The organism is Burkholderia sp. AW49-1 (assembly GCF_053427845.1).
Genome location: NZ_JBSAXF010000004.1, coordinates 82,364 through 108,774 on the forward strand (window position 1 = coordinate 82,364; position 26,411 = coordinate 108,774).

Sequence of the window (26,411 nt, forward strand, 5' to 3'; positions counted from 1 at the left end):
GTTGCGGTCGCGATGTGCCGCGCGCTCAATGCCCGCGATAGACCATCGCCAATTCGGCTCCGTTCGCCATGGTTCGCCGACCATGACGCGTATGCACGCCCACGTGGCGTATCGCGTGCCCGCGTCGCGTCGCGGCGGCGCCGCCTTTCCAGTCGGCGACGCGAACGCCGCCGCGCGCGCCGTTCGGTCCGTGAACCGACGGCGCGCGCCGCGCGAGCGTCGTCGTCGGGCGTCCTGCCGCGTGTCGGGGCGTGCCCGCGTTGCCGGGTTGGACGGCGTTGCTCGACCGATCGGCGTTGGTGTCGACGTTGGCGTCGGCGAGCCGAGCGGTGTCGACCGCCGCGCGTTCGGCCGGGTGAAATGCTTGGACGGGCGCGGGCCCGGCCGGCAACGTCGGCGCATCTGCCGCATGCAGACTGGCGTAGGCCGTCACCGGGCGCGACGCGCTCGGTCCGCGACAGACGGGATCCGCCCGGCACGCCCGGTCGTACGTGACATAGCCACCGACCAGCACTACCAGGGTCAGGATGCTCAGCAGCGGCGCGCTGGACGGGCGCGGCCGCTGGACCGCCGCACCGCGCACCGCGGCCGCGACGCGCGACGACCACGTCGGGACGGGCTGCACCTCGTGCGGGGGCGTGGCCTGCGCGGCGGGCGCATCATCGCTCGATTGGCGCAGCGGCGCGAACGGCCAGCCTCCCAGTCCGCAGACGGGGCACTGCTCGCTGGCGCGGAATGCCATGAAGCCACACTGCCGGCAACGCTGGCTGACGGTGGCGCGCGGTTCGGCACGCAGGTTCAGTGCGCCGCGCAGCGTGTCGCGTGTGCGGACTTTCCGGTTGAGCAGGACTTGCATGATCGTTGCTACCTCGTCTGCTGTTGCCGCCCCGCGAGCATTCCGATGGTCCGCATCGCATCCTCGACGGCAGGGGTCCACGGTCGGCCATAGTTCAGCCGGACGTAGCGGTGAAAGGCGCCCGTCATCGAAAAGATCGGCCCGGGCGCAAGGCTGACCCCGTTCTCCATCGCGTCGCCGAACAATTGCATTGCATTCACGCGCGGCGGCAATTCGATCCACAGGAAAAATCCGCCGCGCGGGGCATACACCTCCGTGTCGGCCGGAAAGTACGCACGAACGGCCGCGAGCATCTGCGCCTGGTGTGCGGCAAGGTTGCGCCGGAGCCTGCGCAGGAAGCGGTCGTACGCGCCGTTGCGCAGGTAGCTGGATACGGCCATCTGCGCGGGCACGTCGGCTGCCGGCGCGCTCGCGTTCTTCACCTGCCTGATCTGCTTCACGTACCGTCCGGCCGCGACCCATCCGACCCGGAAACCAGGGGCGAGGCACTTCGAGAACGAACTGCAATGCAGCACGAGCCCGTTGTCGTCGTAGAGCTTCGCGGGGCGCGTGGGCATCGGGCCGAAATGTAGTTCTCCGAACACGTCGTCCTCGATCAGCGGCACCTGGTGCGAGGCGAGCAGTTCGATCAGCGCGCGCTTGCGCTCGTCGGGCAGCGTCGCGCCTGTCGGATTGTGGAATGAAGTCATGAACCAGCACGCGCGCACCGGATGCGTGTCGAGCGCTTCGGCGAGGGCGTCGAGGTCGAGGGCGGTGCGCGGGTCGACCGGAATCTCGATGGCCTTCAGATGCAACCGCTGCACGGCCTGCAGCACCGCGGGGAAGGCGGGGCGTTCGATCGCGACGATGTCGCCGGGGCGCGTGAGCGCCTGCAGGCTGAGCGTCAGCGCTTCCGCCGCGCCGGTCGTGATGACGATCTCTTCCATCGGCAACGACGCGCCGGCGTTCAGGTACCGCAACGCAATCTGGCGCCGCAGCGCTTCGTTGCCGGGCGGCAGGCCGGCCAGCAGTTTCGCGCGGTCCATGTTGCGGGCGGCCGTCGCCGCATATCGCCACAGGCTGCTCATCGGAAACAGCGAATAGCTGGCAAACGCGGAACCCAGCGGCACGATGTCTTCACGCTTGAGCGAATCGATCAGCTGGAACAGCGCATCGCCATCGCCCGCCTGCGACGCAGACGGTTTGCGGGGTGTGTCGTGACCCGCTCGCACACGCTTGTCATCGAGGTTCGCAACGAAATAACCGGAACGCGCGCGCGCGACGATAAGGCCCTCGCTTTCAAGCGTGTAGTACGCGCGAAAGACGGTGGAAGGACTTACACGATAGGCGCGGCACGCCGAGCGCACGGTCGGGATGCGCGCGCCTGCCGGCAGGTCGCCGCGCCGGATCGAATCGGCAATCGTCTGTGCGAGCACCGCATATCGCTTCATGCCTGGCCTCCGGCCGATCACGGCCGTCGCTGAAAAAAGAGTAGCACGGCGTCCACCGCGTTCAATCCCACCCCGAATCGTTCGTCCGCAAGTTCATCCGCACCACGCTGATACGCACGTTTTCGACCGACTCTGATCCTTTTCTTCAGACCAGCGAACCGGCATTCTTCGCAAGCCTTATTCCCGACGCGTGATCGATACGGTGTTCACGCTCCCCGGCGGCGGATCCGTGACGCCCGCGCACCGTGTGCGGGACTGGGTCGCAGCGTCCTTACCTTACCCGGAAGCAATCAGCGTGAAATCGAAGTTCCTCGTCGCGGGCCTCGTGGCCGGCCTTGCGGTCAACCTGCTCGGCGGCGCCGCCGAAGCAGCCTGCATCAACAATCCCCCGACTCAATCCAACGCGACGTTTCCCGCCGTATTGACCGGCAAGCTCGTCTATCACAGCTACGTGAAGTACGGCGACGGCACGAGCCAGCTGTTCCTGTACGACTTTTCGGCCCGCACGCTCACTCAGTTGAGCAAGAGCAACTGGGGCATCACCGATCCGATGAACGGCGTGTTCAGCCCCGACGGCAAGTGGCTCGCGTTCATGGGCATCAGCAATGGCGCCTGGAACGTATTCATGCTGCAGCTCGGCGCCGGCACGCCGCCGGTCAACCTGACGAACAGCACGGGCGCGACGCGCAACGAGGATCCGAAGTTCAGCGCCGACGGCAAGTCGCTCGTGTTCAAGCAGAACGGTGACGTGAAGCGGGGCACGCTGTCGTACACGAGCACGGGTCCGGTGTTCACGTCGGTCGTGAGCCTGACCAACGCACCGGCCGGCGCCGAATACTCGATGCCGTTCCTCGCGCCGGACGCGAGCGCCGTCTACTACGCGACGGGCACCGGCTCGAACATGGGGCTGATGAAGCGCACGATCGCGACCGGCACGACCGCCGTGTTTGATAAGCCGGCCGGGCTGCAGACGTATTACCCGATCGTGCGTGCGGACGGCATGGTGTTCTACGCGCGCTGGAAGGACACGGGCGGCGCCGACCAGATCTACGTAAAGACGGCGGACCCGGCGTCGACGCCGAACCAGTTGACGCTCAACGACTGCATGAGCAACAACTCCGACCCGGCGCCGGTGAGCGGCACGAATTATGTGTTCTTCTCGTCGACGACGGCGGGCGGCTACCAGCTCTACGTGGGCGACACGACGACCGGCCAGCGCTGGAGCCTGTCGCAGTTCGGCGTGAACGCGGACACGACCAAGGCGAAGCTCGGATCGAGCTACTACGGCGGCCCGGCCACCGCGCAGCCGACGCTGCTGTCGCAAGGTCGCCCGGCTGCTGCGTCGGCTAGCTACAACGCATCGCTGACGGCGGACAAGGCGTTCGACGGCAACACCACGAGCACGCGCTGGGATTCGCCGGAAGGCGCGGGTGTCGATCCGCAATGGATCTCCGTCGATCTCGGCGCGTTGAAGAAGATCAGCAGCGTCGATCTCTACTGGGACGCGGGCGCGCTCGTCTACCAGATCCAGACGTCGACCGACAACGCGAACTGGACGACGGTCTACTCGACGAGCAACGGCGTGTCGTACGGTCACGTCACGCTGCCGAACCTGAACGCGCAGGGCCGCTACGTGCGGATGCTCGGCACGAAGCGGGCGACGCAGTGGGGTTACTCGCTCGACGAAATGCAGGTGTGGGGATCGTAAGCACCAGCAAAAAGGCGGCCTTCGAGGCCGCCTTTTTTATCGCGCCGCGCCCGCGTCACGCATGAATCAGATGAGCCGGAAACGCCGGTGCGGCAGCCGCCGCGCCCTGCGCGAGCGGTGCGACCTGCTTGCGGCGCTCGCGCGTCGGCGCGACGCCGAACGCATCGCGATAGCTCTTGCTGAAGTGGCAGGCCGACTGGAAGCCGCACGCCATCGTGATGTGCATGATCGACATGTCGGTCTGCAGCAGCAACTCGCGCGCGCGGCGCAGCCGCAGCGTCAGGTAATAGTGCGTGGGCGTCATCCCGAGATGCTCGCGGAACAGGCGCTGCAGCTGGCGCTGGGACATGTTCGCGAGTCGTGCGAGTTCTTCGCGCGACAGCGGCTCCTCGATGTTGTTCTCCATCAGCGAGATCACCTCGAACAGCGACTTGTTCGCCGAGCCGAGCCGCGCGACGAGCGGCATCCGCTGTTGCGCGCTCGTGTCGCGCACGTGTTCGACGATGAACTGCTCGGCGATCTGCGTGACGCGCGCGGTGCCCACGCGCGCGGCGATCAGGTTCAGCATCATGTCGAGCGGCGCGACGCCGCCCGTGCAAGTGATGCGGTCGCGGTCGACCACGAACAACTCCTTCAGGAAGCGCGTGTCCGGAAACTCTTCCTTCAGGGCCGACATGTTTTCCCAGTGGATCGCGCATGCATAGCCCGCGAGCAGCCCCGACTTCGCGAGCGCATAGGTGCCCGTGCAGAGGCTGCCGAGCGGTAGCCCCATGCGCGCGAAGCGGCGCAGCGTCGACAGATGGGCGGGCGTGGTCGCGCGTTGCACGTCGACACCGCCGCACACGAATACGATATCCGGCTGCCCCACGCATTCGGCCGGGCCCGTATCGACCGTGAGGCCGTTGCTCGCCGTGACCGGGCCGCCGTCCGGGCTGATGATCGACCAGCGATAGAGCGGCTGGCCGCTCAGGTAATTCGCCATCCGAAGCACCTCGATCGCATTGGTGAACGCGATCATCGTGAAGTTCGGTAATGGCATGAACGCGAAGTGGGACAGCGACGCTGTGCGGTCGGGCGACATGGGGGGCGTTCCTTGAATCTCTAATAGCTTTTGGCCCGAGAGGCACGGATCGGGCTGCCGTATTGTGTGAGCGAGCGCAACAAGCGTGCCATACGGCTAAACCCTAGCTCCATACGTTGTATGGGCCCAAGGCGGATGCTGCGCTGCACCGTAAGCGGGCTGCGTTGCACCTCGACGCGCAGCGCAGGCACCGGCGAAGTGCCTGTCCATGGATGAATCGCTCACGCCGGTTTGCCTTGTCATCTGAAAAAGCACGACCGGTCACTTGTACAAAACGGACGCGCATGGCGGAAAAGGCAAAGAACGCGTCTAAATTCATCAATCCGCCGAAAATCCGAACGACAAGAATAGAGCCGTCGGCAGCCTTGCACTGGATGCGCTGGAAACCCAGGTATGGCGGGCCTCGAGCTTCGGTTTCACGCCCTTTATTCTTCGTCACGGACGCACTATGTCGAACACCCAGCCTTTCTTTTCGCAGCCCCTTGCCGAGCGCGACGCGCCGGTGCGCAGCGCCATCCTGAAGGAGCTCGAGCGCCAGCAGTCGCAAGTCGAGCTGATCGCGTCGGAAAACATCGTGTCGCGCGCGGTGCTGGAGGCGCAGGGTTCGGTGCTGACGAACAAGTATGCGGAAGGCTATCCGGGCAAGCGTTATTACGGCGGCTGCGAATTCGCTGACGAGGTGGAGGCGCTGGCGATCGAACGCGTGAAGCAGATCTTCAACGCCGGCTACGCGAACGTGCAGCCGCACTCGGGCGCGCAGGCGAACGGGTCGGTGATGCTCGCGCTGGCGAAGCCGGGCGACACCGTGCTCGGCATGTCGCTGGACGCCGGCGGCCACCTGACGCACGGCGCGAAGCCGGCGCTGTCGGGCAAATGGTTCAACGCCGTGCAATACGGCGTGAACCGCGACACGATGCGGATCGACTACGACCAGGTTGAGGCGCTCGCATACGAGCACAAGCCGAGCCTGATCATCGCCGGCTTCTCGGCGTACCCGCGCGCGCTGGACTTCGCGCGCTTCCGTGCGATCGCCGACAGCGTCGGCGCGAAGCTGATGGTCGACATGGCGCACATCGCGGGCGTGATCGCCGCCGACCGCCATGCGAACCCGGTCGAGCACGCGCACGTCGTCACGTCGACCACGCACAAGACGCTGCGCGGCCCGCGCGGCGGCTTCGTGCTGACCAACGACGAAGAGATCGCGAAGAAGATCAACTCGGCCGTGTTCCCCGGCCTGCAAGGCGGCCCGCTGATGCACGTGATCGCCGGCAAGGCCGTCGCGTTCGGCGAAGTGTTGCACGGGGACTTCAAGACCTACATCGACAACGTGCTCGCGAACGCGCAGGCGCTCGGCGAAGTGCTGAAGGCGGGCGGCGTGGACCTCGTCACCGGCGGCACCGACAACCACCTGCTGCTGGTCGACCTGCGCCCGAAGGGCCTGAAGGGCGCACCGGTCGAGCAGGCGCTGGAACGCGCGGGCATCACCTGCAACAAGAACGGCATTCCGTTCGACACCGAGAAGCCGACCGTCACGTCGGGCATCCGCCTCGGCACGCCGGCCGGCACGACGCGCGGCTTCGGCGTCGCGGAGTTCCGCGAGATCGGTCGCCTGATTCTCGAAGTGTTCGACGCGCTGCGCGCGAACCCGGAAGGCGACAACGCAACCGAACAGCGCGTGCGCCGCGAGATCTTCGCGCTCTGCGAGCGCTTCCCGATTTACTGATCGACACCGACAACACTGGAGCGAGAGACAGATATGAGCACGCTGCATCAGGACAGCATCATCATCGACGGGCTGAACATCTCGAAGTTCGAGAAGCCGGTGTTCGAAGACATGCGCCGTGGCGGCATCACCGCCGCGAACTGCACGGTGTCAGTCTGGGAAAACTTCACGAAGACCGTCGACAACATCGGCGTGATGAAGAAGAAGATCCGCGACAACGGCGAGCTGCTGACGCTCGTGCGCACGACGGACGACATTTTCCGCGCGAAGAAGGAAGGCAAGACCGGCATCATCCTCGGCTTCCAGAACGCGCACGCGTTCGAGGACAACCTCGGCTACATCGAGGCGTTCGCCGACATGGGCGTGCGCGTCGTGCAGCTTTGCTACAACACGCAGAACCTGGTCGGCACGGGCTGCTACGAGCGTGACGGCGGCCTGTCGGACTTCGGCCGCGAAGTGATCACCGAGATGAACCGCGTCGGCATCATGGTCGACCTGTCGCATGTGGGCGGCAACACGTCGTCGGAAGCGATCGCGTTCTCGAAGAAGCCGGTGTGCTACTCGCACTGCCTGCCGTCGGGCCTGAAGGAACATCCGCGCAACAAGAGCGACGCACAGCTGAAGGAAATCGCCGACGCCGGCGGCTTCGTCGGCGTGACGATGTTCGCGCCGTTCCTGAAGCGCGGTATCGAGGCGAACATCGACGACTACATCGAGGCGATCGACTACGTCGTGAACCTGATCGGCGAAGACGCGGTCGGCATCGGCACGGACTTCACGCAGGATTTCGCGAAGGAATTCTTCGACATGCTGACGCATGACAAGGGCCGCTATCGCCAGCTGACGAACTTCGGCAAGGTGATCAACCCGGACGGCATCCGCACGATCGGCGAATTCCCGAACCTGACCGCGGCGATGGAACGCCACGGCTGGAAGGAGTCGCGCATCCGCAAGATCATGGGCGAGAACTGGGTGCGCGTGTTCAAGGACGTGTGGGGCGCGTAAGCGCCCGCCGAACCGAACCGCCGCCCGCGATTCAACACAAGAACAATCGGGACGTGCCAGCGCTTGCTGCGCAGGCACGCGGACGATGTCGCGCCTGGACCCGAGCCGCGCGGCTTTTTTTCCTCACGGAGTCACCACAATGCAACCGCAACTGCCGATCAACGTCGATCCCGATACCGGCGTCTGGACCACCGACGCGCTGCCGATGCTGTACGTGCCGCGTCACTTCTTCACGAACAATCACGTCGCCGTCGAGGAAGCGCTCGGCGTCGAGGCGTATGCCGAGATCCTCTACAAGGCCGGCTACAAATCCGCATACCACTGGTGCGACAAGGAAGCGAAGCTGCACGGGCTGACCGGCATGGCCGTGTTCGAGCACTACCTGAAGCGTCTGTCGCAACGCGGCTGGGGCCTGTTCTCGATCATCGAGGCCGATCCGGCCAGCGCGCGCGCGAAGATCGAACTGCGCCACTCGTCGTTCGTGCTCCAGCAGCCGGGCAAGGAAGGCAAGCTCTGCTACATGTTCGCGGGCTGGTTCGCCGGCGCGATGGACTGGGTCAACGACACGACGCCGGAAGGCAAGGGCGCGCCGCGCGCACAATCGAAGGAAGTGCAGTGTGCGGCCGAGCACCACGACCACTGCGTCTTCGAAGTGTCGCCGATCGCGCACTGATGCGCTGACATCACGACACAGCAACACAACAACACCCGCAACACGAGACATTCGAACGCCAGAGGTCGCCTGCGATGCGTTATCCCCACCTGTTCAAACCCATGCAGCTGAACCAGCTGACGCTGCGCAACCGGATCGTCAGCACCGCGCACGCGGAGGTGTATGCCGAGCCGGGCGGCCTGCCGGGCGACCGCTACATCCGCTATTACGAAGAGAAGGCGAAGGGTGGCGTCGGCCTCGCGATCTGCGGCGGCTCGAGCCCCGTGTCGATCGACAGCCCGCAGGGCTGGTGGAAGTCGGTGAACCTGTCGAACGACAAGATCATCGACCCGCTCACGCGCCTGGCCGACACGATGCACAAGCACGGCGCGAAGATCATGATCCAGGCGACGCACATGGGCCGCCGCTCGTCGTTCCACGGCGAGCACTGGCCGCATCTGATGTCGCCGTCGGGCGTGCGCGAGCCCGTGCACCGCGGTAACGCGAAGATCATCGAGATCGAGGAAATCCGGCGCATCATCGGCGACTTCGCAGCAGCCGCGAAGCGCGTGAAGGCAGCCGGCATGGACGGCATCGAAATCTCCGCCGCCCACCAGCACCTGATCGACCAGTTCTGGAGCAAGCGTTCGAACCATCGCACCGACGAATGGGGCGGCAGCCTCGAGAACCGCCTGCGCTTCGGCATCGAGGTGCTGACGGCCGTGCGCGAAGCGGTCGGCAAGGACTTCTGCGTCGGCCTGCGGATGTGCGGCGACGAATTCCACGAGGACGGTCTCGATCACGAGGCGCTGAAGGAAATCGCACAGGCGATGTCGGAGACGGGTCTGATCGACTACCTGAGCGTGGTCGGGTCGGGCGGCGACACGCACAACACGATCGCCAACTGCATGCCGCCGATGGCGCTGCCGCCGGAGCCATTCGTGCACCTCGCGGCCGGCATCAAGTCGGTGGTGAAGATTCCCGTGATGCACGCGCAGAGCATTCGTGATGCGGGCCAGGCGGAGCGCCTGCTCGCGAACGGCATGATCGACCTGGTCGGCATGACGCGCGCGCAGATCGCCGATCCGCACATGGTGATCAAGATCCGCGACGGCCGGGAAGACGAAATCAAGCAGTGTGTCGGCGCGAACTACTGCATCGACCGCCAGTACAACGGCCTCGACGTGCTCTGCATCCAGAACGCCGCGACGTCGCGCGAAGCGACGATGCCGCACATCATCGAGAAGTCGCGCGGTCCGAAACGCAAGGTAGTGGTGGTCGGCGCGGGCCCCGCGGGGCTCGAGGCCGCACGCGTCGCGAAGCTGCGCGGCCACGACGTGGTGCTGTTCGAGAAGAACACCGAAGTGGGCGGCCAGGTGATGATCGCCGCGAAGGCGCCGCAGCGCGAACAGATGTCGGGGATCATCCGCTGGTTCGACATGGAAACGAAGCGCCTGGGCGTCGATCGCCGCCTGGGCGTCGCCGCCGACGAGAAGATGATCATGGCCGAGAAGCCGGACATCGTCGTGCTCGCGACCGGCGGTTCGAGCTTCACGTGGCAGGTGCCGGCCTGGGGCGTGGCCGAAGGGCTGGCCGTCAGCTCGTGGGACATCCTGACCGGCAAGGTCGAGCCGAAGCAGAACGTGCTGCTGTTCGACGGCGTGAGCACCCATGCGGGCGCCGGCGTGGCCGACTTCATGGCGAGCCGCGGCTCGAAGGTCGAGGTCGTGACGCCTGACGTGAAGGTGGCCGACGATTGCGGCGGCACGACGTTCCCGATCTTCTATCGCCGCCTGTATGCGCTCGGCGTGATCCCGACGCCGAACACCATGCTCGATCGCGTGTACGAGGAAGACGGCAAGATGATCGCCGTGCTGCGCAACGAATACACCGAGGAACTGGAAGAGCGCGCGGTCGACCAGGTGGTGATCGAGAACGGTTCGTCGCCGAATGACGAGCTGTACTGGAAGCTCAAGCCGGAGTCCGTGAACCGCGGCCAGATCGATCCGCACACGCTGTTCGCGGCCGAGCCGCAGCCGTGCCTGTCGGAAGAACTGGGCAACGGCCGCTTCCTGCTGTTCCGTGTCGGCGACTGCATCTCGATGCACAACGTCCACGGTGCGATCTACGACTCGCTGCGTCTCGTCAAGGATTTCTAAAGATGAATCCGGCTTTCCTCATTACCGCACTGCTGTGGCTGTCGGTGGCGGGGCTCGCGTTCGCGGTCGCGAAGCGCTCGTCCTACTGGCGTCTCGGGCGCGCGACGGCGCCCGGCGCGTTCGGCCTCGCGAACCTGTTCGCGATCCCGAAGCGCTACTTCGTCGACCTGCACCACGTGGTTGCCCGCGATCCGTACATCGCGAAGACCCACGTCGCGACCGCCGGCGGCGCGATCGCCGCGCTCGCGCTGGTGTTCGTCAACTACGGCCTGGCGATCTACTCGCCGTGGCTCGACAAGCTGATCTTCCTCGCGGCGCTCGCGATGCTCGTCGGCGTGGTGTTCGTCTGGCGCCGCCGCGCGGCCAAGGACGTGCCGGCGCGCCTGTCGCGCGGCCCGTGGAACGCGCTGCCCTGGCTGCTCGGCTCGTTCGCGCTCGGCCTCGTGCTGTTCATGGTCGTGCCGGCTGGCGCGATGTCGGGTGCGTTCGCGGTGCTCTGCGCGCTGCTGATCGGCGCCGGTGCATTCACGATGACCGTCGGCGCCGCGAAGGGCGGCCCGATGAAGCATGCGATCGCCGGCCTGCTGCACCTCGCATTCCACCCGCGCCAGGAGCGTTTCGCCGCCACCCGCGATTCGTTCACGGGCAACGGCACGGCCACGCCGCCGACCGCGCTGAAGCTGCCGGACATCGAGCACGAGGAGTATGGCGTCGCGAAGCCGGTCGAATTCCGCTGGAACCAGCTGCTGAGCTTCGACGCGTGCGTGCAGTGCGGCAAGTGCGAAGCCGCGTGCCCCGCGTTCGCGTCGGGCCAGCCGCTGAACCCGAAGAAACTGATCCAGGATCTCGTCGTCGGCATGGCGGGCGGCACCGATGCCGCGTACGCCGGCAGCCCGACGCCGGGCCTCGCGGTCGGCCAGCATCGCGGCGAGCCGAACGGCCCGATCGTGTCCGGCCTGATCGAGGAGCAGACGCTCTGGTCGTGCACGACCTGCCGTGCCTGCGTGCAGGAGTGCCCGATGCTGATCGAGCACGTCGACGCGATCGTCGACATGCGCCGCAACCGCACGCTGGTGCACGGCACGGTGCCGGGCAAGGGCCAGGAAGTGCTCGCGAACCTGCGCGAGACCGGCACGATGGGCGGCTACGACACGGCTGCACGTTACGACTGGTCGGTCGACCTGAACGCACCCGTCGCACAACCCGGCAAGCCGGTCGACGTGCTGTTCGTCGCGGGTGAAGGCGCGTTCGACATGCGTTACCAGCGCACGCTGCGCGCATTCGTGAAGGTGCTGAACAAGGCGGGCGTCGACTACGCGGTGCTCGGCGGGACCGAGACCGACACCGGCGACGTCGCACGCCGCCTCGGCGATGAGGCGACGTTCCAGCAGATGGCGAAGCGCCTGATCGGCACGCTCGGCTCGCTGTCGTACAGGCAGATCGTGACGGCCGACCCGCACGTGATGCACAGCCTGCGCAACGAATACCGCGCGCTCGGGCTGCGCGTGACGGTCAAGCATCACACGACGTACCTCGCCGAGCTGGCCGACAGCGGCAAGATCGCGCCGAAGGCCGTCGACACGCTGCGCGAGAAGCGCACCACGTATCACGACCCGTGCTACCTCGGCCGCTACAACGGCGAGACGGAATCGCCGCGCAAGCTGCTGAAGACGATCGGCATCCAGATCGTCGAGATGGAGCGCAACGGCATGCGCGGCCGCTGCTGCGGCGGTGGCGGCGGCGCGCCGCTGACCGACATCCCGGGCAAGCAGCGTATTCCCGACATCCGCATCGCCGACGCGCGCGCCATCGGCGCGGACGTGGTCGCGGTCGGATGCCCGAACTGCACGGCGATGCTCGAAGGCGTCGTGGGCCCGCGCCCCGACGTGCTCGACGTGGCCGAACTCGTTGCCGCCTCGCTGGAGTGAATCGATGAACACGATCAAACGAATCGATCCGCGCCGGCCGTTCATCATCACGGCCGCGGGCCTGAAGCGCATCACGCTGGGTGAGGAAGGCAGCGCCGATGCGAGCGCCGCGCAGTGGTCCGCGCACGGTCACGGCGCCGCGGCCGCAAAGCCGCGCCGCGCGGTGCAGGACCCGAAGCACGTGATGCTGGTGGTGGCGCACACCGAGCGCGGCGCGCTCGACGACCATGCACGGCAGGCGATCGCCGCCGCCGCGGTGCTCGCCAACGCGCAGACGGAAGTCGCGCTGCTGGCGTTCGGTGAACTGAAGGATGACGCAGCGGCGCTCGCCGTCGACAAGCTGATCGAGCTGGCCGACTTCGACCGTCGTGCCTTCGCGCCCGAAAGCGAATTGCAAGCATTGCAGGCCTGTGCCGCGGCGCTCGCGCCGAAGCACGTGTTCGTGCCCGACAACGCGACCGGCGACGGCGATCTCGGCCGGCGTTACGCGGCGGCTGCCGGCGCGAGCGTCGCGACCCACGTGGTCGAGATCGACGCCAAGCACGTCGGCGCGTATGCGCAGGCCGGCCGTGCGTTCGCGACGCGCGGCTTGCCCGACGTGATCCTGCTCGCGCAGAACGCAGTCGAAGCAAAACTGCCGTTCGTCGGTGCCGGCGAGCGCCTGGCCGCCGACTTCATCCGCCCGGCCGGCGACGCGGCGCAACCGTACCGCGATCTCGGCCTCGAGGAAATCGACGCGGCGCAGGTCGCGCTGGAGGAAGCCGACTTCATCGTGTCGGCCGGCAACGGCGTGTCCGATATCGGCGCGTTCGAGCGGCTCGCCGGTGCGTTCGGTGCGGCGATCGGCGCGAGCCGCGTCGCGGTCGACAACGGCCACTTCACGCGCGACAAGCAGGTGGGTGCGACCGGCAAGACGGTCGAGGCCAGCGTGTACATCGCGTTCGGCATCTCGGGCGCGGTGCAGCACTTGCAGGGGATCAAGGACTGCCGTCACGTGATCGCGGTCAACCTCGACGGCAGCGCGCCGATCGCGAAGCGCGCGAACCTGACGGTGGTGGGCGACGCGCAGGCGACGATCGCCGCGCTGATCGAACAGGTGCAGGCCGCACGCGCGTCGCGCGGACAATCGCCGACCGCGGTCGGCGCCCGTGAATCCGAAGGAGTCGCAGCATGAACGCCCCCCGCCAGTTGCAACGCATCGCGGTGCTCGTTTCCGTGGGCCGGCACCCGGTCAGCGGGACCGCGCGCTACAGCCGCAACGACGCGGCCGCGCTCGAGGTCGGCCGTCAGCTCGCGGAGCGGCATCGCGCGCAGCTCGACGTGCTCCATGCGGGCGACCCCGCGAATGAAGCGCTTGCTGAATACCTCGCGCTCGGCGCGCGGCAGGTCGAGGTACTGGCCTGCCACGACGGCGACGATGCCGCGCATGCGCTCGCCGCGCGCGTCGAAGGCTACGACCTCGTGCTGACCGGCACCCGCGCCGAGGGCGCGTACGACACCGGGATGCTGCCATATCGCGTCGCCGCGACGCTCGGCTATCCGCTCGTCGGCTCGGCCGTCGACGTGACGGTCGACGGCGGTCGTGCGGCGGTCCGGCAATTTTTGCCGAAAGGGTTGCGGCGGCGCGTCGACGCGGCGCTGCCTGCCGTCGTCGCGGTCCATCCGCTCGCCAACGTGGCGCCGCGCTACGCGTATGCGCGGCTGCGGGCCGGGGCGATCCGCCCGGCGCTCACGTCGACCGGCGTAGATGCCGATGCCACCGCGTGGAAGGTCGGCCCGATCGAGCGTAAACCCGTAAAGCTGGTCGCCGCCGAGAAGCGCTCCGGGCATGCCCGGATGCTGTCGGCGACGACGACCGAAAGCCGCGGCGGCAACGTCGTAAATGAAGGGAGTTCAGTCGAAAAAGCACAAGTGATCCTCGCGTATTTGCGCGAGCATCAGCTCATCGACTACTGATGTTGATGCCTGTCGGCAACCACACTGGAACGCAAGGAATCCGGAGCAAACGATGAAAGTATCGGCAGACATTCGTGCACTGATCGAGCGACGCAAGGAAGGTTACAGCCTCGAGGCGCCGTTCTATACGAGCGAGGAAATCTTCGCCCTCGACATGGAGGCGATTTTCCGCCAGCACTGGATCCAGGTCGCGGTCGAACCGGACATTCCCGAGCCGGGCGACTACGTGACCGTGGAACTGGGCAGCGACTCGATCCTGATCGTGCGCGACGATGACATGGAAATCCGCGCGTTCCACAACGTGTGCCGTCACCGCGGCGCGCGTCTGTGCAACGAGGACAAGGGCTCGGTCGGCAACATCGTGTGCCCGTATCACAGCTGGACCTACAACCTGACGGGCCAGCTGATGTTCGCCGAGCACATGGGCGAGAAATTCGACCGCTGCAAGCACAGCCTGAAGCCGGTGCACGTGCAGAACCTCGCGGGCCTGATCTTCATCTGCCTCGCCGAGGAGCCGCCGGTCGATTTCGCGCAACTGCGCGCCCAGATGGAGCCGTATCTGCTGCCGCACGATCTGCCGAGCACGAAGATCGCCGCCCAGGTTGACATCATCGAGGAAGGCAACTGGAAGCTCACGATGGAGAACAACCGCGAGTGCTATCACTGCGTCGCGAACCATCCCGAGCTGACGATCTCGCTGTACGAATACGGCTTCGGCTACCAGCGTTCCGACGCGAACGCCGAAGGCATGGACGCATTCGCGGAAACCTGCGTGCGCCGTGGCAAGGAGTGGGCCGAAATGGGCCTGCCGTCCGCCGAAATCGAAAAGCTGCTCGACGTAACGGGCTTCCGCACCCAGCGCCTGCCGCTCGATCGCCACGGCGAATCGCAGACGCTCGACGCGAAGGTCGCATCGAAGAAGCTGCTCGGCAAGTTCGATCAGGCCGATCTCGGCGGCCTGTCGTTCTGGACGCAGCCGAACTCGTGGCACCACTTCATGAGCGATCACATCGTGACGTTCTCGGTGATTCCGCTGTCGGCCGGCAAGACGCTCGTGCGCACCAAGTGGCTCGTGCACAAGGATGCGAAGGAAGGCATCGACTACGACGTGAAGAACCTGACGGCCGTGTGGAACGCGACCAACGACCAGGATCGCGCGCTCGTCGAGTTCTCGCAGCGCGGCGCGACCAGCAGCGCGTACGAGCCGGGCCCGTATTCGCCGTACACGGAAGGTCTCGTCGAAAAATTCTCGGCCTGGTACATCGGCCGGCTCGCCGAAAAAACCGGCGCGTAGTAGTCAGCGGAACAGCAAGCGGAGTCACACATGATGCGAGATGCGGCCAATTTCGAGCCGGTGGACAGCCGGGTTACGCACCCGGCCTTCTGGAACGCGCTCCCCGAGCGCTGGACGAGCGACGTCGAGGAAACGCTGGTGTGCTGCCACGTGCGGCAGGAAACCCACGACGTGAAGAGCTTCTTCTTCCGTTCGCCGCAGGGCCGTGCGTTCTCGTTCGAGCCCGGGCAGTTCATCACGCTCGAGCTCGACATCGAAGGCGAGACGATCAACCGGTGCTACACGATCTCGTCGTCGCCGGCGCGGCCGCACACGATCTCGATCACGGTCAAGCGCGTGCCGGGCGGCAAGGTGTCGAACTGGCTGCACGACAACCTGCAGCCGGGCGCGTCGGTTCGCGTGCTCGGCCCGGCCGGCGAATTCACGTGCGCACGGCATCCGGCGCGCAAGTATCTGTTCCTGTCGGCCGGCTCGGGCGTCACGCCGCTGATGTCGATGAGCCGCGCGCACCATGATCTTGCAGAGGATCGCGACATCCTGTTCGTGCACAGCGCACGCACGCCGGACGACATCATCTTCGCGCGCGAACTCGATCTGATCGCATCGAACCATACGAACTTCCGCACGTCGTTCGTCGTCGAGCGCGTCGGTGCGCGCACCAATTGGCCGGGCGTCACGGGCTTCCTCACGCTGCCGCTGCTGAAGCTGATCGCACCGGACTTCATGGAGCGCGAGATCTTCACGTGCGGCCCCGCGCCGTACATGAAGGCCGTGCGCGACCTGCTCGACGAAGCCGGCTTCGATCGCAAGCAGTATCACGAGGAAAGCTTCTCGTTCGAAACGCTCGCGCAGACCGCGAGCGACGACGTGCTCGCCGAACTCGTGCCGGCGGCCGACGTCGCGGACGTCGCGGACGTCGCGACGAAGCAGTACACCGTCAGCTTCGCGAAGAGCAACCGCGAGATTTCGTGCGGCTCGGAGCAGCACGTGCTCGACGCGGCGCGTCAGTCGGGTGTGCGGCTGCCGGCGTCGTGCACGCAGGGCATGTGCGGCACCTGCAAGGTGAAGCTCGTGTCGGGGCAGGTCGAGATGAAGCACAACGGCGGCATTCGCCAGCGCGAGATCGATCAGGGGATGGTGCTGCTGTGCTGCAGCAAGCCGCTGTCGGATCTGGTGATCGACAAGTAGTCAAAACAAGCCATCGCTTGTCCTGGCGCGTCGCGTCGCGCCCGGACAAGCATCCGTCGGAAAACAACGATACCGCGGAATTGTGGTTGAAGAACCTAGAGAGACAACGCGCACGGTGCGCATTTCAAGGAGATCGACCATGAAGTTGTTCGGAAAGCTGTTGTGGACCGGCGCACTGTCGGCGATGGTGGCACTGAGCGCGTCGGCGCTCGCCGATACGAAGCCCACGTTGAAGATCGGCTACGTCGAAGGCTGGGACGACAGCGTCGCGACGTCGAACGTCGCGGCCCGCGTGATCGAGAAGAAGCTTGGCTACCAGGTCCAGCTCGTACCGGTCGCTGCCGGGATCATGTGGCAGGGCGTGGCGCGTGGCGACCTCGATGCGACGCTGTCCGCGTGGCTGCCCGTCACGCACGGTTCCTACTGGGGTGAATACAAGGCCAAGGTCGTCGATCTCGGCGCGAACTTCCCCGACGCGAAGATCGGCCTGATCGTCCCGGACTACGTGAAGGCGAAGAGCATTGACGACCTGAATGCCGAGAAGAGCAGCTTCGGCGGCCGGATCGTCGGCATCGACGCGGGCGCAGGCGTGATGCGCAAGACCGACGAAGCGATCAAGAGCTACGGCCTGAACTACACGCTGATGCCGAGTTCGGGCAGTGCGATGACGGCCGAGCTGTCGCGCTCCGTCGGTGCGAACAAGCCGGTGATCGTGACCGGCTGGGCGCCGCACTGGATGTTCGCAAAATGGAAACTGCGCTTCCTCGAGGATCCGAAGAAGGTGTTCGGTGGCGCGGAGCACGTCGACAGCGTCGTGAATCCGCAGCTCGAAACGAAGGCCAAGCCGGTCGTCGCATTCCTGAAGAAGTTCCAGTGGAAACCGGGCGAGATCGACAGCGTGATGCTCGCGATCCAGAATGGCTCGAAGCCGGAAGCGGCCGCCGATGCATGGATTGCGGCGCATGCAGACCGCGTGAATTCGTGGACTGAAGGCGCACAGTAAGACTGCGGCGATTCGTCGCGCGAAATCATAAAACATCACGCCGGGAATAGCCCGCAGGAATCCGAAATAATCGGGAATTCATGCGGCCATATCCCGGTTTTCTTTTTCTGATTCTGCAAAGAAGCGCGTAAGTTGTTACACTAGCGCCCTTGTGCGGAGTCATCTGCTTTTGCATCGGACCAGAGTAAGCGCTGAAGCGCTCACTCTGATCGAGAGGAGGAATTGGATGAGTCAGGCAGGACTGCGTGCTAATCGCACCAGTGATGTTGAGGCAAACATCTCACATGATTCGACGGGCCACACGCTGCACCGTGGCCTGACTTGGAAAGACGCATTCTGGGTAACGAGCGGCGTGCCGGCAGGCGTGCTGTTCACGATCGGCGGCGTATGCGCGACGATCGGCCAGCCCGCGTGGGCGATCTGGATCGCCGCGATCACGATGGGGCTGATTCAAAGCGCGACTTATGCGGAAATATCGGGGCTATTTCCTCATAAATCGGGCGGCGCGTCGGTGTACGGCGCGATCGGCTGGGTCCGATACAGCAAGCTGATTGCCCCGGTTTCCGTGTGGTGCAACTGGCTCGCGTGGTCGCCGATGCTCGCCCTCGGTTGCGGCCTCGCGGCGAGCTATGCGCTCACGAGTCTCTTTCCCGCCGATGCGGCGGTGCTGCACTGGCAGCTCAAGGTTGCGGATCTCGGCTTCATCAAGCCAGGTCTTTCGCTGCGAATCAACGCGACATTCATCATCGCGACGATTCTGCTTCTCATCACGTTCAAACTGCAGCACAGCGGCGCGTCGAAGGCGGCACGCACGCAGCGCATTCTCGGCATCGCGTCGCTCACGCCGCTCCTGATCGTCGGCATCGTGCCGTTCGTCACCGGCGACGTGCCGATGTCTAACCTGCTCCCGCTGCTGCCGCTCGGTCATGATGCTCAAGGCAACCTCACGACCGCGACCTTCGGCTCGTGGAACGGGCAGGGCGTCACGATGGCGCTCGGCGCGATGTTCATGGCCGGCTGGGCGTCGTACGGCTTCGAGACGGCGGTCTGCTATACGCGTGAATTCCGCGATCCGCGTCGCGACACCGCGAAGGCGATCTTCTGGTCGGGCGCGCTGTGTCTCGTCGTGATGACGCTCGTGCCGATGGCGTTCCAGGGTGCGCTCGGCACGCAGGCGATGCTCGATCCGTCGATCGGCGACGGCACCGGCGTCGCGGCCGCGATGGCGAAGATCGTCGGCGGCGGCGCATGGGTCGCGAATGCGGTCATCGTGATGCTAATGCTGTCGATCCTGCTGATCGTGATGACGTCGATGATGGGCTCGTCGCGCACGCTGTATCAGGCATCGGTCGATGGCTGGCTGCCGAAGTACCTGTCGCACGTGAACGAGCACGGCTCGCCCACGCGCGCGATGTGGACCGATCTCGGCTTCAACCTCGTGTTGCTGATGATGTCGGACTACATGACGGTGCTGTCGATCTCGAACGTCTGTTACATGCTGTTCGTATTCCTGAACCTTCAGTCGGGCTGGATCCACCGGATGGATCGCGGCAACTGGGATCGGCCGTTCCGCTGCCCGACCTGGCTGCTCGTCGCCGGGTCGATCTGCGGCTACGCGAACCTCGTCTATGTCGGCGCGGGTGCGAACCTGCAGGGCGAAGGCACGCTGCGCAACGGGCTGATCGCAATGCTGCTGATCGTGCCGGTGTTTCTCTATCGCCACTACTGGCAGGATCGCGGCCGTTTCCCCGCGCAGATGCAGCGCGACATGGAGCTCGAGGTGCCGAAGCGCGCGACGTGGCTGAACCTGATGCCGTATGCGGCGCTGATCGGCGCGGCGCTCACGATCTGGCTGTCGTACTACTTCGCGTGGGTGAAGTAAGTACCTGACCGCGGCACGCACTTCGCGCGACGAACCCGGACACCGCACCCGGGGCCGTCGCGCGGAGCGTCGAACGCCAGGCGATAAAAAACCCGACCGGCTGCTGCCGGTCGGGTTTTTTGTCGGCTGCTCGCCGAACGTACGCGCTTACGGAAACACTACCGTCCGGTCGCCGTTCAGGAACACGCGGCGTTCGATGAACGCCTTCACCGCGCGTGCAAGCGTGATGCATTCGACGTCGCGACCCACAGCGAGCAGTTGTTCGGGACGCAGCGCGTGATCGACGCGTTCGACCACCTGCTCGATGATCGGGCCTTCATCGAGATCGTCGGTCACGAAGTGCGCGGTCGCGCCGATCAGCTTCACGCCGCGTGCGTGCGCCTGGTGATACGGCTTCGCGCCCTTGAAGCCGGGCAGGAACGAGTGATGGATGTTGATCGCGCGGTTCGCGAGCTTCGCGCTGGTTTCCTGCGACAACACCTGCATGTAGCGCGCGAGGATCACGAGTTCGGCGCCGCTCGATTCGAAGAAGTCGAGCCACTGCGCTTCCTGCTGCGCCTTGGTGTCGGCCGTGATCGGGAAGTGGCGGAACGGCAGCCCGTGCTGCACGGCGAGCGGCTCGAAATCGGGATGGTTCGACACGATGCCGACGATGTCCATCTTCAGCTCGCCCATCCGCCAGCGGAACAGCAGGTCGGCGAGGCAGTGCTCGAGCTTCGACACCATGATCAGCACTTTCGGGCGCGCGTTCACGTCGTGGATCGCCCATTGCGTGTCGCATTCACCGCCGCCGCCGAGCTCGGTCGCGATCGGCCCGAACTCCTGTCGCAACGCGTCGATCTGCAGCGTCTCATCCGTCGGATGAAACACGCAGCGCACGAAGAAGCGGTTGCTGAGATCGTCGTCGAACACGTTCAGCGCATCGACATAGCAGCGATGGCGCTCGAGAAAGCCGACGACGGCGGCGACCTGGCCGGCCGCGCTCGGGCACGACAGCGTCAGGACGAATTGATCGGGGCGTGAGTCGGCGGTCATGAGATTCCTCGGGGTCATGGGGCGCGAACCCGCGCGGCGGCGCACCGGGGCGCCAGGCTACGCGGGTAGCGGGAGACTCAAGTAAATCAGGACGTTTCTGGCGCGGATAGAACCAACCCGCCGTGTGGCTGGTATCGGCGCGCCAGCGCGGCCGGGCAGCGGCAGGGCTTCATGCGGGCCTGGCGGTGGGCGTCACGCGGGGCGTCCACCGCAGTCCAGCCGGCGTCAGGCGAGTATCCGCTGGACAGCCGGACGGCCGTTCACGCAGGTGCGCACGCGTCCAGCAGCCAGCGCCGGAACACATGGGTCGCATCCGGCTCGGGGCGCTGCGGCGGACGCACGAGGAAGTAGCCGCGCGACGTGACGACGGGCGCGTCGACGAGCTTCACGAGCTGCCCGGATGTGACGAGCTCGTCGACGAGCGGCGACCAGCCGAGCGCGACGCCTTCGCCGAGCAGTGCAGCGTGGATCACGAGCGCGTAGCTGTTGAAGGTCACGCCGCGCGCTGCGGCCGGTGCGTCGAGGCCATGCGCGTCGAACCAGCCGGCCCACGACAACCAGCGTTCGGGGCGCGTCGGCTGCACGTGCAGCAGCGGCAGTGCATGCAGATGGTCGGGCCGTGCGACGTGCGGGTGCGCGGCGCGGAACGCGGGCGAGCAGACCGGCGTGACGGATTCAGGAAAGAGCCGCGCGGCCGTGCACGACGGCCAGTGACCGTCGCCGAACAGGATCGCGATGTCGGCGTGGTCGCGTTGCGCGTCGTAATCCTGTGACGTGACGACCCGCACGTCGACATCCGGCATCACGCGTTTCAGGCCCGCGAGGCGCGGCATCAGCCAGTAGGTCGCGAAGCCGAAATCCGTGACGATCGTGAGCGCGCCGTGTTCGCGGCGCGCGCGCAGCGTCGCGGTGGCGCCGCGCAGCGTGTCGAGGCTCACCCGCACGGCTTCGTACAGGCACTGGCCGTCGCTCGTCAGCGTGACGCCGCGCGGGCTGCGCTCGAACAGCGGCACGCCGAGTTCCGCCTCGAGCTGGAACACCTGCTGGCTCACGGCCGGCTGCGTCGAGCCGAGCTCGCGCGCGGCGGCCGTGAAGCTCTGGAGACGGGCGGCCGATTCGAACGCGCGCAGCGCCTGCATCGACGGTAACGGTTCGGATTTCGACATAAGTCTCTCTAATGGCCTCATAAGGGCCGGACGCCTTCCCGCGCGAATTCGGGCGGGGGATAGTGCTTCGGACGGCACGGCACCGAGCCGGTCCTTCCGCGATTCTAGCCAGTCGCGGCCGGTGCGCGCGGCACTTTCTTCAGACTGCGTCCGTCATGCTGGCTGCGCCGCTGCACAAGCGTCGCAACGTTCCGTTCGAACACCGATTTCCCCACGACTGCCGATGACGAACCCGACTCCCAACATTCTGATCCTGATGGCCGACCAGTTGACGCCGTTTGCGTTGCCGGCCTACGGCAATCGCGTCGCACGCACGCCGACGCTCGACCGGCTCGCCTCGCAAGGCGTGGTGTTCGATGCCGCGTATTGCGCGAGCCCGCTGTGCGCGCCGTCGCGTTTCTCTCTGCTGACCGGCAAGCTGCCGTCGGGTATTGGCGCCTACGATAACGCCGCCGAACTGCCGGCGCAAACGCTGACCTTCGCGCACTACCTGCGCGCGGGCGGCTATCGCACGATGCTGTCCGGCAAGATGCATTTCTGCGGCCCCGACCAGCTGCACGGTTTCGAGGAGCGGCTGACGACCGACATCTATCCCGCCGACTTCGGCTGGGTGCCCGACTGGGACCACCCGACCGAGCGACCGAGCTGGTATCACAACATGAGCTCGGTGCTCGAGGCCGGCCCGTGCGTGCGCACGAACCAGCTCGACTTCGACGACGAGGTCACGTTCGCGGCGAAGCAGAAGCTGTACGACGTCGCGCGCGAGCGTGCGGCCGGACATGACGAGCGGCCGTTCTGCATGGTCGTGTCGCTGACGCATCCGCACGATCCGTACGCGATCACGCGCGAATACTGGGATCTGTACAGCGACGACGAGATCGACATGCCGGCCGTGCGGCTCGATGCGGCCGAAAGCGATCCGCATTCGCAGCGGCTGCGCTTCGTCTGCGAAAACGACCGCACGCCGCCGACCGACGCGCAGACCCGCGCCGCGCGCCGCGCCTACTATGGCGCGACGTCCTACGTCGACGCGCAATTCGGCAGCGTGCTGGCCGCGCTCGAGCAATGCGGGTTCGCCGACGACACGATCGTGATCGTCACTTCCGACCACGGCGACATGCTCGGCGAGCGCGGACTCTGGTACAAGATGACGTTCTTCGAGGGTGGCTGCCGCGTGCCGCTGATCGTCCACGCGCCGGGCCGCTTCGACGCCGCGCGCGTGCGCGGGCCCGTGTCGCACGTCGACCTGCTGCCGACGCTGGTCGACCTGGCCGGCGCGGCGCCGGCCGGCGGCTGGCCCGACGCGGTCGACGGCGCGAGCCTCGTGCCGCATCTGCGGGGCGCGCCCGCGCACGACGTCGCGCTGGGCGAATACCTCGCGGAAGGGGCGGTCGCGCCGGTCGTGATGATCCGCCGCGGCGACTGGAAGTACGTGCATTGCCCGGCCGACCCCGACCAGCTCTACAACCTCGCCGACGATCCGCGCGAGCGCACGAACCTGGCCGGCCTGCCCGAAGCCGCCGACGTGCTCGCCGCATTCCGTACGGAGGCCGCGCGGCGCTGGAACCTGCCGGAACTCGATGCGCAGGTGCGCGCGAGCCAGCGGCGGCGCCGGTTTCATTACGCGGCGACGACGCAGGGCCGCATCCAGGCATGGGACTGGCAGCCGTTCACCGATGCGAGCCAGCGCTACATGCGCAATCACATCGAACTCGACACGCTCGAAGCGATGGCGCGCTTTCCGCGCGTCGGGCGCTGAACGTACCGCATCGCGGTCATTGACGAACGACGGAGGAAGCGAATCATGAAACGGCAATGCAATGCAGCAATCCGGAGGCTCGGCACGGCGCTCGCCGCGGCCGCGTGCGTGGTGGCGATGCAGTCCGCACACGCCGCCGATCCGCAGACGTGTCGCGACGTGAAGATGGCGGCGCCCGGCTGGACCGACATCGACGCGACGAATGCGATGGCCGGCGTCGTGCTGAAGGCGCTGGGCTACCGGCAGGACGTCGCGAACCTGTCGGTGCCGATCACGTACCAGGGCTTGAAGAAAGGGCAGGTCGACGTGTTCCTCGGCAACTGGATGCCCGCGCAGGCGCCGCTCGTGAAGCCGTTCGTCGACGAAAAGTCGATCGACGTGCTGCACGCGAACCTCAGCGGCGCGAAGTTCACGCTGGCCGTGCCCGACTACGTCGCGGCCGCGGGCGTGCACACGTTCGCCGATCTCGCGCGCTATGCGGACCGCTTCGGCGGCAAGATCTACGGGATCGAGCCCGGTGCGCCCGCGAACCAGAACATCAAGCGGATGCTGTCCGACCACGCGCTCGGGTCCGCGAACTGGTCGCTCGTCGAATCGAGCGAGACGGGGATGCTCACGCAGGTCGAGCGCGCGGTGCGGGACAAGCGCTGGATCGTCTTTCTCGCGTGGGAGCCGCACCTGATGAACACGAAGTTCCACCTGACCTACCTGTCCGGTGGCGACGCATATTTCGGCCCGAACTACGGCGGCGCGACCGTCAACACGGTGACGCGCCCGGGCTTTGCCGGACAGTGCGCGAACCTGGCGCGGCTGTTCCGGCAGATGACGTTCTCCGTGGACGTCGAGAACCGGATGATCGCCGACATGCTCGACAACAAGACGTCGCCCGCGCTCGCGGCGCAACACGTGCTGAAGGCCGACCCGGCGCTCGTCGAGGGCTGGCTGGACGGCGTCACGACCGCATCCGGCACGCCGGCCCTGCCGGCCGTGCGCGCGGCGCTCGACGCCCGTTGACCTGCCTCCGGGCGGCCGGTTTTTGCCGTGCCGCCCGTCTACGTGTTTTCCCGACCCGTCGCATCAAGACCATTTAGTGTCGCCTTCAGACGGGTGACCGGAAATATGGGTTTGTATTTTTCGCCAATGGCTCCGTTATTGCGGAAAACGAAATGCCGAAGCCAGCGGACGTACCGAATTCGAATCAGCCGGCGTATTGCTGCGCGCGCCAGGCCACGGTTCTTTCCATCGAAGGGTTCAGGGAGGGTGGTCGACAATGAAGCAAAAGAAAGTTGCCGTAGCCGCTGCACTGGCATGCGCGGCCTGTATTCCCGCCATCGGCCACGCGCAGAGCAGCGTGACGCTGTACGGGATTCTCGATGCGGGCATTACATACGTGAACAACACGGGCGGTTCGCACGTGGTCAAGTTCGATGACGGCGTCTCCTACGGGAACCGCTTCGGCCTGAAAGGCACGGAAGATCTCGGCGGTGGCCTGAAGGCCGTGTTCGCGCTCGAGAGCGGCTTCCACCTCGGCAACGGGCAGCTCGGCTTCGGCGGGTCGGAGTTCGGGCGGCAGGCTTATGTCGGTCTCCAGAACGACTGGGGCACGCTGTCGTTCGGCAACCAGCTGGACATCACCAACGAGCTCGTGTCGATCTACAACATCTCGGCATGGGGCAGCGGCTACGCGATCCACCAGGGCGACTTCGACCGCTTCAACGGCGACCGTCTGCCGAACTCGGTCAAGTTCCTGTCGAACGACCTGAGCGGCTTCAAGTTCGGCGCGATGTACTCATTCGGCAACGTCGCCGGCAACTTCCATCGCAACAGCGCATGGAGCGCGGGCGCAAGCTACACGAAAGGCGACTTCTCGATCGGCGCCGCTTACACGCGCCTGAACAACCCGAACGGCATCTATGCGTTCGACCCGTACGCGATGATCGGCACGCATACGTTCCTCGGCCAGCAGACCGTGACCGTCGATCCGGCGACCGGCGCGCGCACCGACCTGTTCGCGAACACCGCGATGGACGTCGACAGCCAGGGCACGTTCGGCATCGGCACGAGCTACACGATCGGCAAGCTGTCGCTCGACGCGAACTTCTCGTACACGACGATCAAGGGCTTCGGCCAGTCGTCGCACATGCAGGTGTACGAAGGCGGCGGCCTGTACCAGTTCACGCCGGCGCTGAGCTTCATCGCGGGCTACCAGCACACGCGCTTCGAAGGTCACCACTGGAACCAGGGCACGGCCGGCCTGCACTACCTGCTGTCGAAGCGCACCGACGTGTACATCTCCGGCGACTACCTGCGTGCCTCGCAGGGTGTCGATGCGGTGATCGGCTACAGCTTCACGCCGTCGACGACGCAGACGCAGGCCGACGTGCGGATCGGGATGCGGCATTCGTTCTGAGCGGGGGTAGGGTAGTTCATTCGACGTCTTCAGCGAGGTCTCTCTTTGGCGCGAACCGCGGTTCGCGCTTTTTTTTGTAAGGCAGAGTGCCGCGCGAGACGGATGCGCGCGAGACGGGGATTCGGCGGTTGGCGATATCATCGCGGTTTGACACGCCCCGTGTCTAGCCGATCGCC

At 66.1% G+C, this 26,411-nt stretch carries 20 protein-coding genes; 15 read left to right on the forward strand and 5 right to left on the reverse strand.

What is annotated here, in order from left to right:
• Positions 1–25: 25 nt before the first annotated feature.
• A complete protein-coding gene (locus ACV22W_RS08720; protein WP_448018801.1) occupies positions 26–856 on the reverse strand; it encodes an ATP-dependent serine protease in 831 nt (276 codons plus the stop codon).
• A gap of 8 nt (positions 857–864) precedes the next feature.
• Complete coding sequence (locus tag ACV22W_RS08725) at positions 865–2,286, reverse strand: aminotransferase-like domain-containing protein (RefSeq protein ID WP_448018802.1); 1,422 nt, start codon at positions 2,284–2,286, stop codon at positions 865–867.
• A 295-nt stretch (positions 2,287–2,581) separates the two neighbouring features.
• Between ACV22W_RS08725 and ACV22W_RS08730 the strand changes: the two genes are divergently transcribed.
• Positions 2,582–3,994, forward strand: coding sequence for a galactose-binding domain-containing protein (locus ACV22W_RS08730; RefSeq protein ID WP_448018803.1), 1,413 nt, complete (start codon positions 2,582–2,584; stop codon positions 3,992–3,994).
• Between the two features lie 55 nt (positions 3,995–4,049).
• Here the strand turns inward: ACV22W_RS08730 and ACV22W_RS08735 are convergent, their stop codons facing one another.
• On the reverse strand, positions 4,050–5,075 hold the full coding sequence (locus ACV22W_RS08735) for a GlxA family transcriptional regulator (protein ID WP_448018804.1): 1,026 nt from the start codon (positions 5,073–5,075) through the stop codon (positions 4,050–4,052).
• Between the two features lie 448 nt (positions 5,076–5,523).
• On the opposite strand from ACV22W_RS08735, the gene ACV22W_RS08740 reads away from it, so the two are divergent.
• From ACV22W_RS08740 to ACV22W_RS08790, 11 genes are all read left to right on the forward strand, one after another.
• The gene (locus ACV22W_RS08740; RefSeq protein WP_448018805.1) at positions 5,524–6,798 is read left to right on the forward strand and encodes a serine hydroxymethyltransferase; all 1,275 of its coding nucleotides are present in this window, start codon (positions 5,524–5,526) and stop codon (positions 6,796–6,798) included.
• A gap of 33 nt (positions 6,799–6,831) precedes the next feature.
• Positions 6,832–7,803 carry a dipeptidase gene (locus ACV22W_RS08745; protein WP_006488981.1) on the forward strand — a complete coding sequence of 324 codons (972 nt, stop codon included), beginning with the start codon at positions 6,832–6,834 and terminating at the stop codon, positions 7,801–7,803.
• A gap of 139 nt (positions 7,804–7,942) precedes the next feature.
• A complete protein-coding gene (locus tag ACV22W_RS08750; RefSeq protein ID WP_006488993.1) occupies positions 7,943–8,476 on the forward strand; it encodes a DUF5943 domain-containing protein in 534 nt (177 codons plus the stop codon).
• A 74-nt stretch (positions 8,477–8,550) separates the two neighbouring features.
• Positions 8,551–10,614 (forward strand): NADH:flavin oxidoreductase, encoded by a 2,064-nt coding sequence (locus ACV22W_RS08755; RefSeq protein ID WP_059534183.1) that lies wholly within the window; start codon positions 8,551–8,553, stop codon positions 10,612–10,614.
• A 2-nt stretch (positions 10,615–10,616) separates the two neighbouring features.
• Positions 10,617–12,542, forward strand: a complete 1,926-nt coding sequence (locus ACV22W_RS08760) for a (Fe-S)-binding protein (protein WP_448018806.1) — start codon at positions 10,617–10,619, stop codon at positions 12,540–12,542.
• 4 nt (positions 12,543–12,546) lie between these two features.
• On the forward strand, positions 12,547–13,716 hold the full coding sequence (locus ACV22W_RS08765) for an FAD-binding protein (RefSeq protein WP_448018807.1): 1,170 nt from the start codon (positions 12,547–12,549) through the stop codon (positions 13,714–13,716).
• Entirely contained in the window at positions 13,713–14,498 is a 786-nt protein-coding gene (locus ACV22W_RS08770) for an electron transfer flavoprotein subunit beta/FixA family protein (RefSeq protein WP_448018808.1), read from the forward strand. Before ACV22W_RS08765 ends, ACV22W_RS08770 begins: the two co-directional genes overlap by 4 nt.
• 52 nt (positions 14,499–14,550) lie before the next feature.
• Complete coding sequence (locus tag ACV22W_RS08775; RefSeq protein WP_448018809.1) at positions 14,551–15,792, forward strand: aromatic ring-hydroxylating oxygenase subunit alpha; 1,242 nt, start codon at positions 14,551–14,553, stop codon at positions 15,790–15,792.
• A gap of 30 nt (positions 15,793–15,822) precedes the next feature.
• Entirely contained in the window at positions 15,823–16,980 is a 1,158-nt protein-coding gene (locus ACV22W_RS08780; protein ID WP_448018810.1) for an FAD-binding oxidoreductase, read from the forward strand.
• A gap of 139 nt (positions 16,981–17,119) precedes the next feature.
• Positions 17,120–17,983: a glycine betaine ABC transporter substrate-binding protein gene (locus ACV22W_RS08785; RefSeq protein ID WP_059692033.1), complete on the forward strand. Its 864-nt coding sequence runs from the start codon at positions 17,120–17,122 to the stop codon at positions 17,981–17,983.
• A 226-nt stretch (positions 17,984–18,209) separates the two neighbouring features.
• Entirely contained in the window at positions 18,210–19,865 is a 1,656-nt protein-coding gene (locus tag ACV22W_RS08790) for an APC family permease (protein WP_448018811.1), read from the forward strand.
• A gap of 147 nt (positions 19,866–20,012) precedes the next feature.
• Here ACV22W_RS08790 and purU read toward each other — a convergent pair whose 3' ends face one another.
• Positions 20,013–20,900 carry a formyltetrahydrofolate deformylase gene (gene purU / locus ACV22W_RS08795; protein WP_448018812.1) on the reverse strand — a complete coding sequence of 296 codons (888 nt, stop codon included), beginning with the start codon at positions 20,898–20,900 and terminating at the stop codon, positions 20,013–20,015.
• Between the two features lie 260 nt (positions 20,901–21,160).
• Positions 21,161–22,087, reverse strand: coding sequence for a choline sulfate utilization transcriptional regulator (locus ACV22W_RS08800; protein ID WP_448018813.1), 927 nt, complete (start codon positions 22,085–22,087; stop codon positions 21,161–21,163).
• Positions 22,088–22,289: 202 nt separating this feature from the next.
• On the opposite strand from ACV22W_RS08800, the gene betC reads away from it, so the two are divergent.
• The 3 genes from betC (at position 22,290) to ACV22W_RS08815 (ending at position 26,235) form a co-directional block, all read left to right on the forward strand.
• Positions 22,290–23,825, forward strand: a complete 1,536-nt coding sequence (betC, locus tag ACV22W_RS08805) for a choline-sulfatase (protein WP_448018814.1) — start codon at positions 22,290–22,292, stop codon at positions 23,823–23,825.
• Between the two features lie 45 nt (positions 23,826–23,870).
• Positions 23,871–24,839, forward strand: a complete 969-nt coding sequence (gene choX, locus ACV22W_RS08810; protein ID WP_175908785.1) for a choline ABC transporter substrate-binding protein — start codon at positions 23,871–23,873, stop codon at positions 24,837–24,839.
• 256 nt (positions 24,840–25,095) lie between these two features.
• Positions 25,096–26,235, forward strand: coding sequence for a porin (locus ACV22W_RS08815; RefSeq protein ID WP_448018815.1), 1,140 nt, complete (start codon positions 25,096–25,098; stop codon positions 26,233–26,235).
• Positions 26,236–26,411 lie beyond the last annotated feature (176 nt).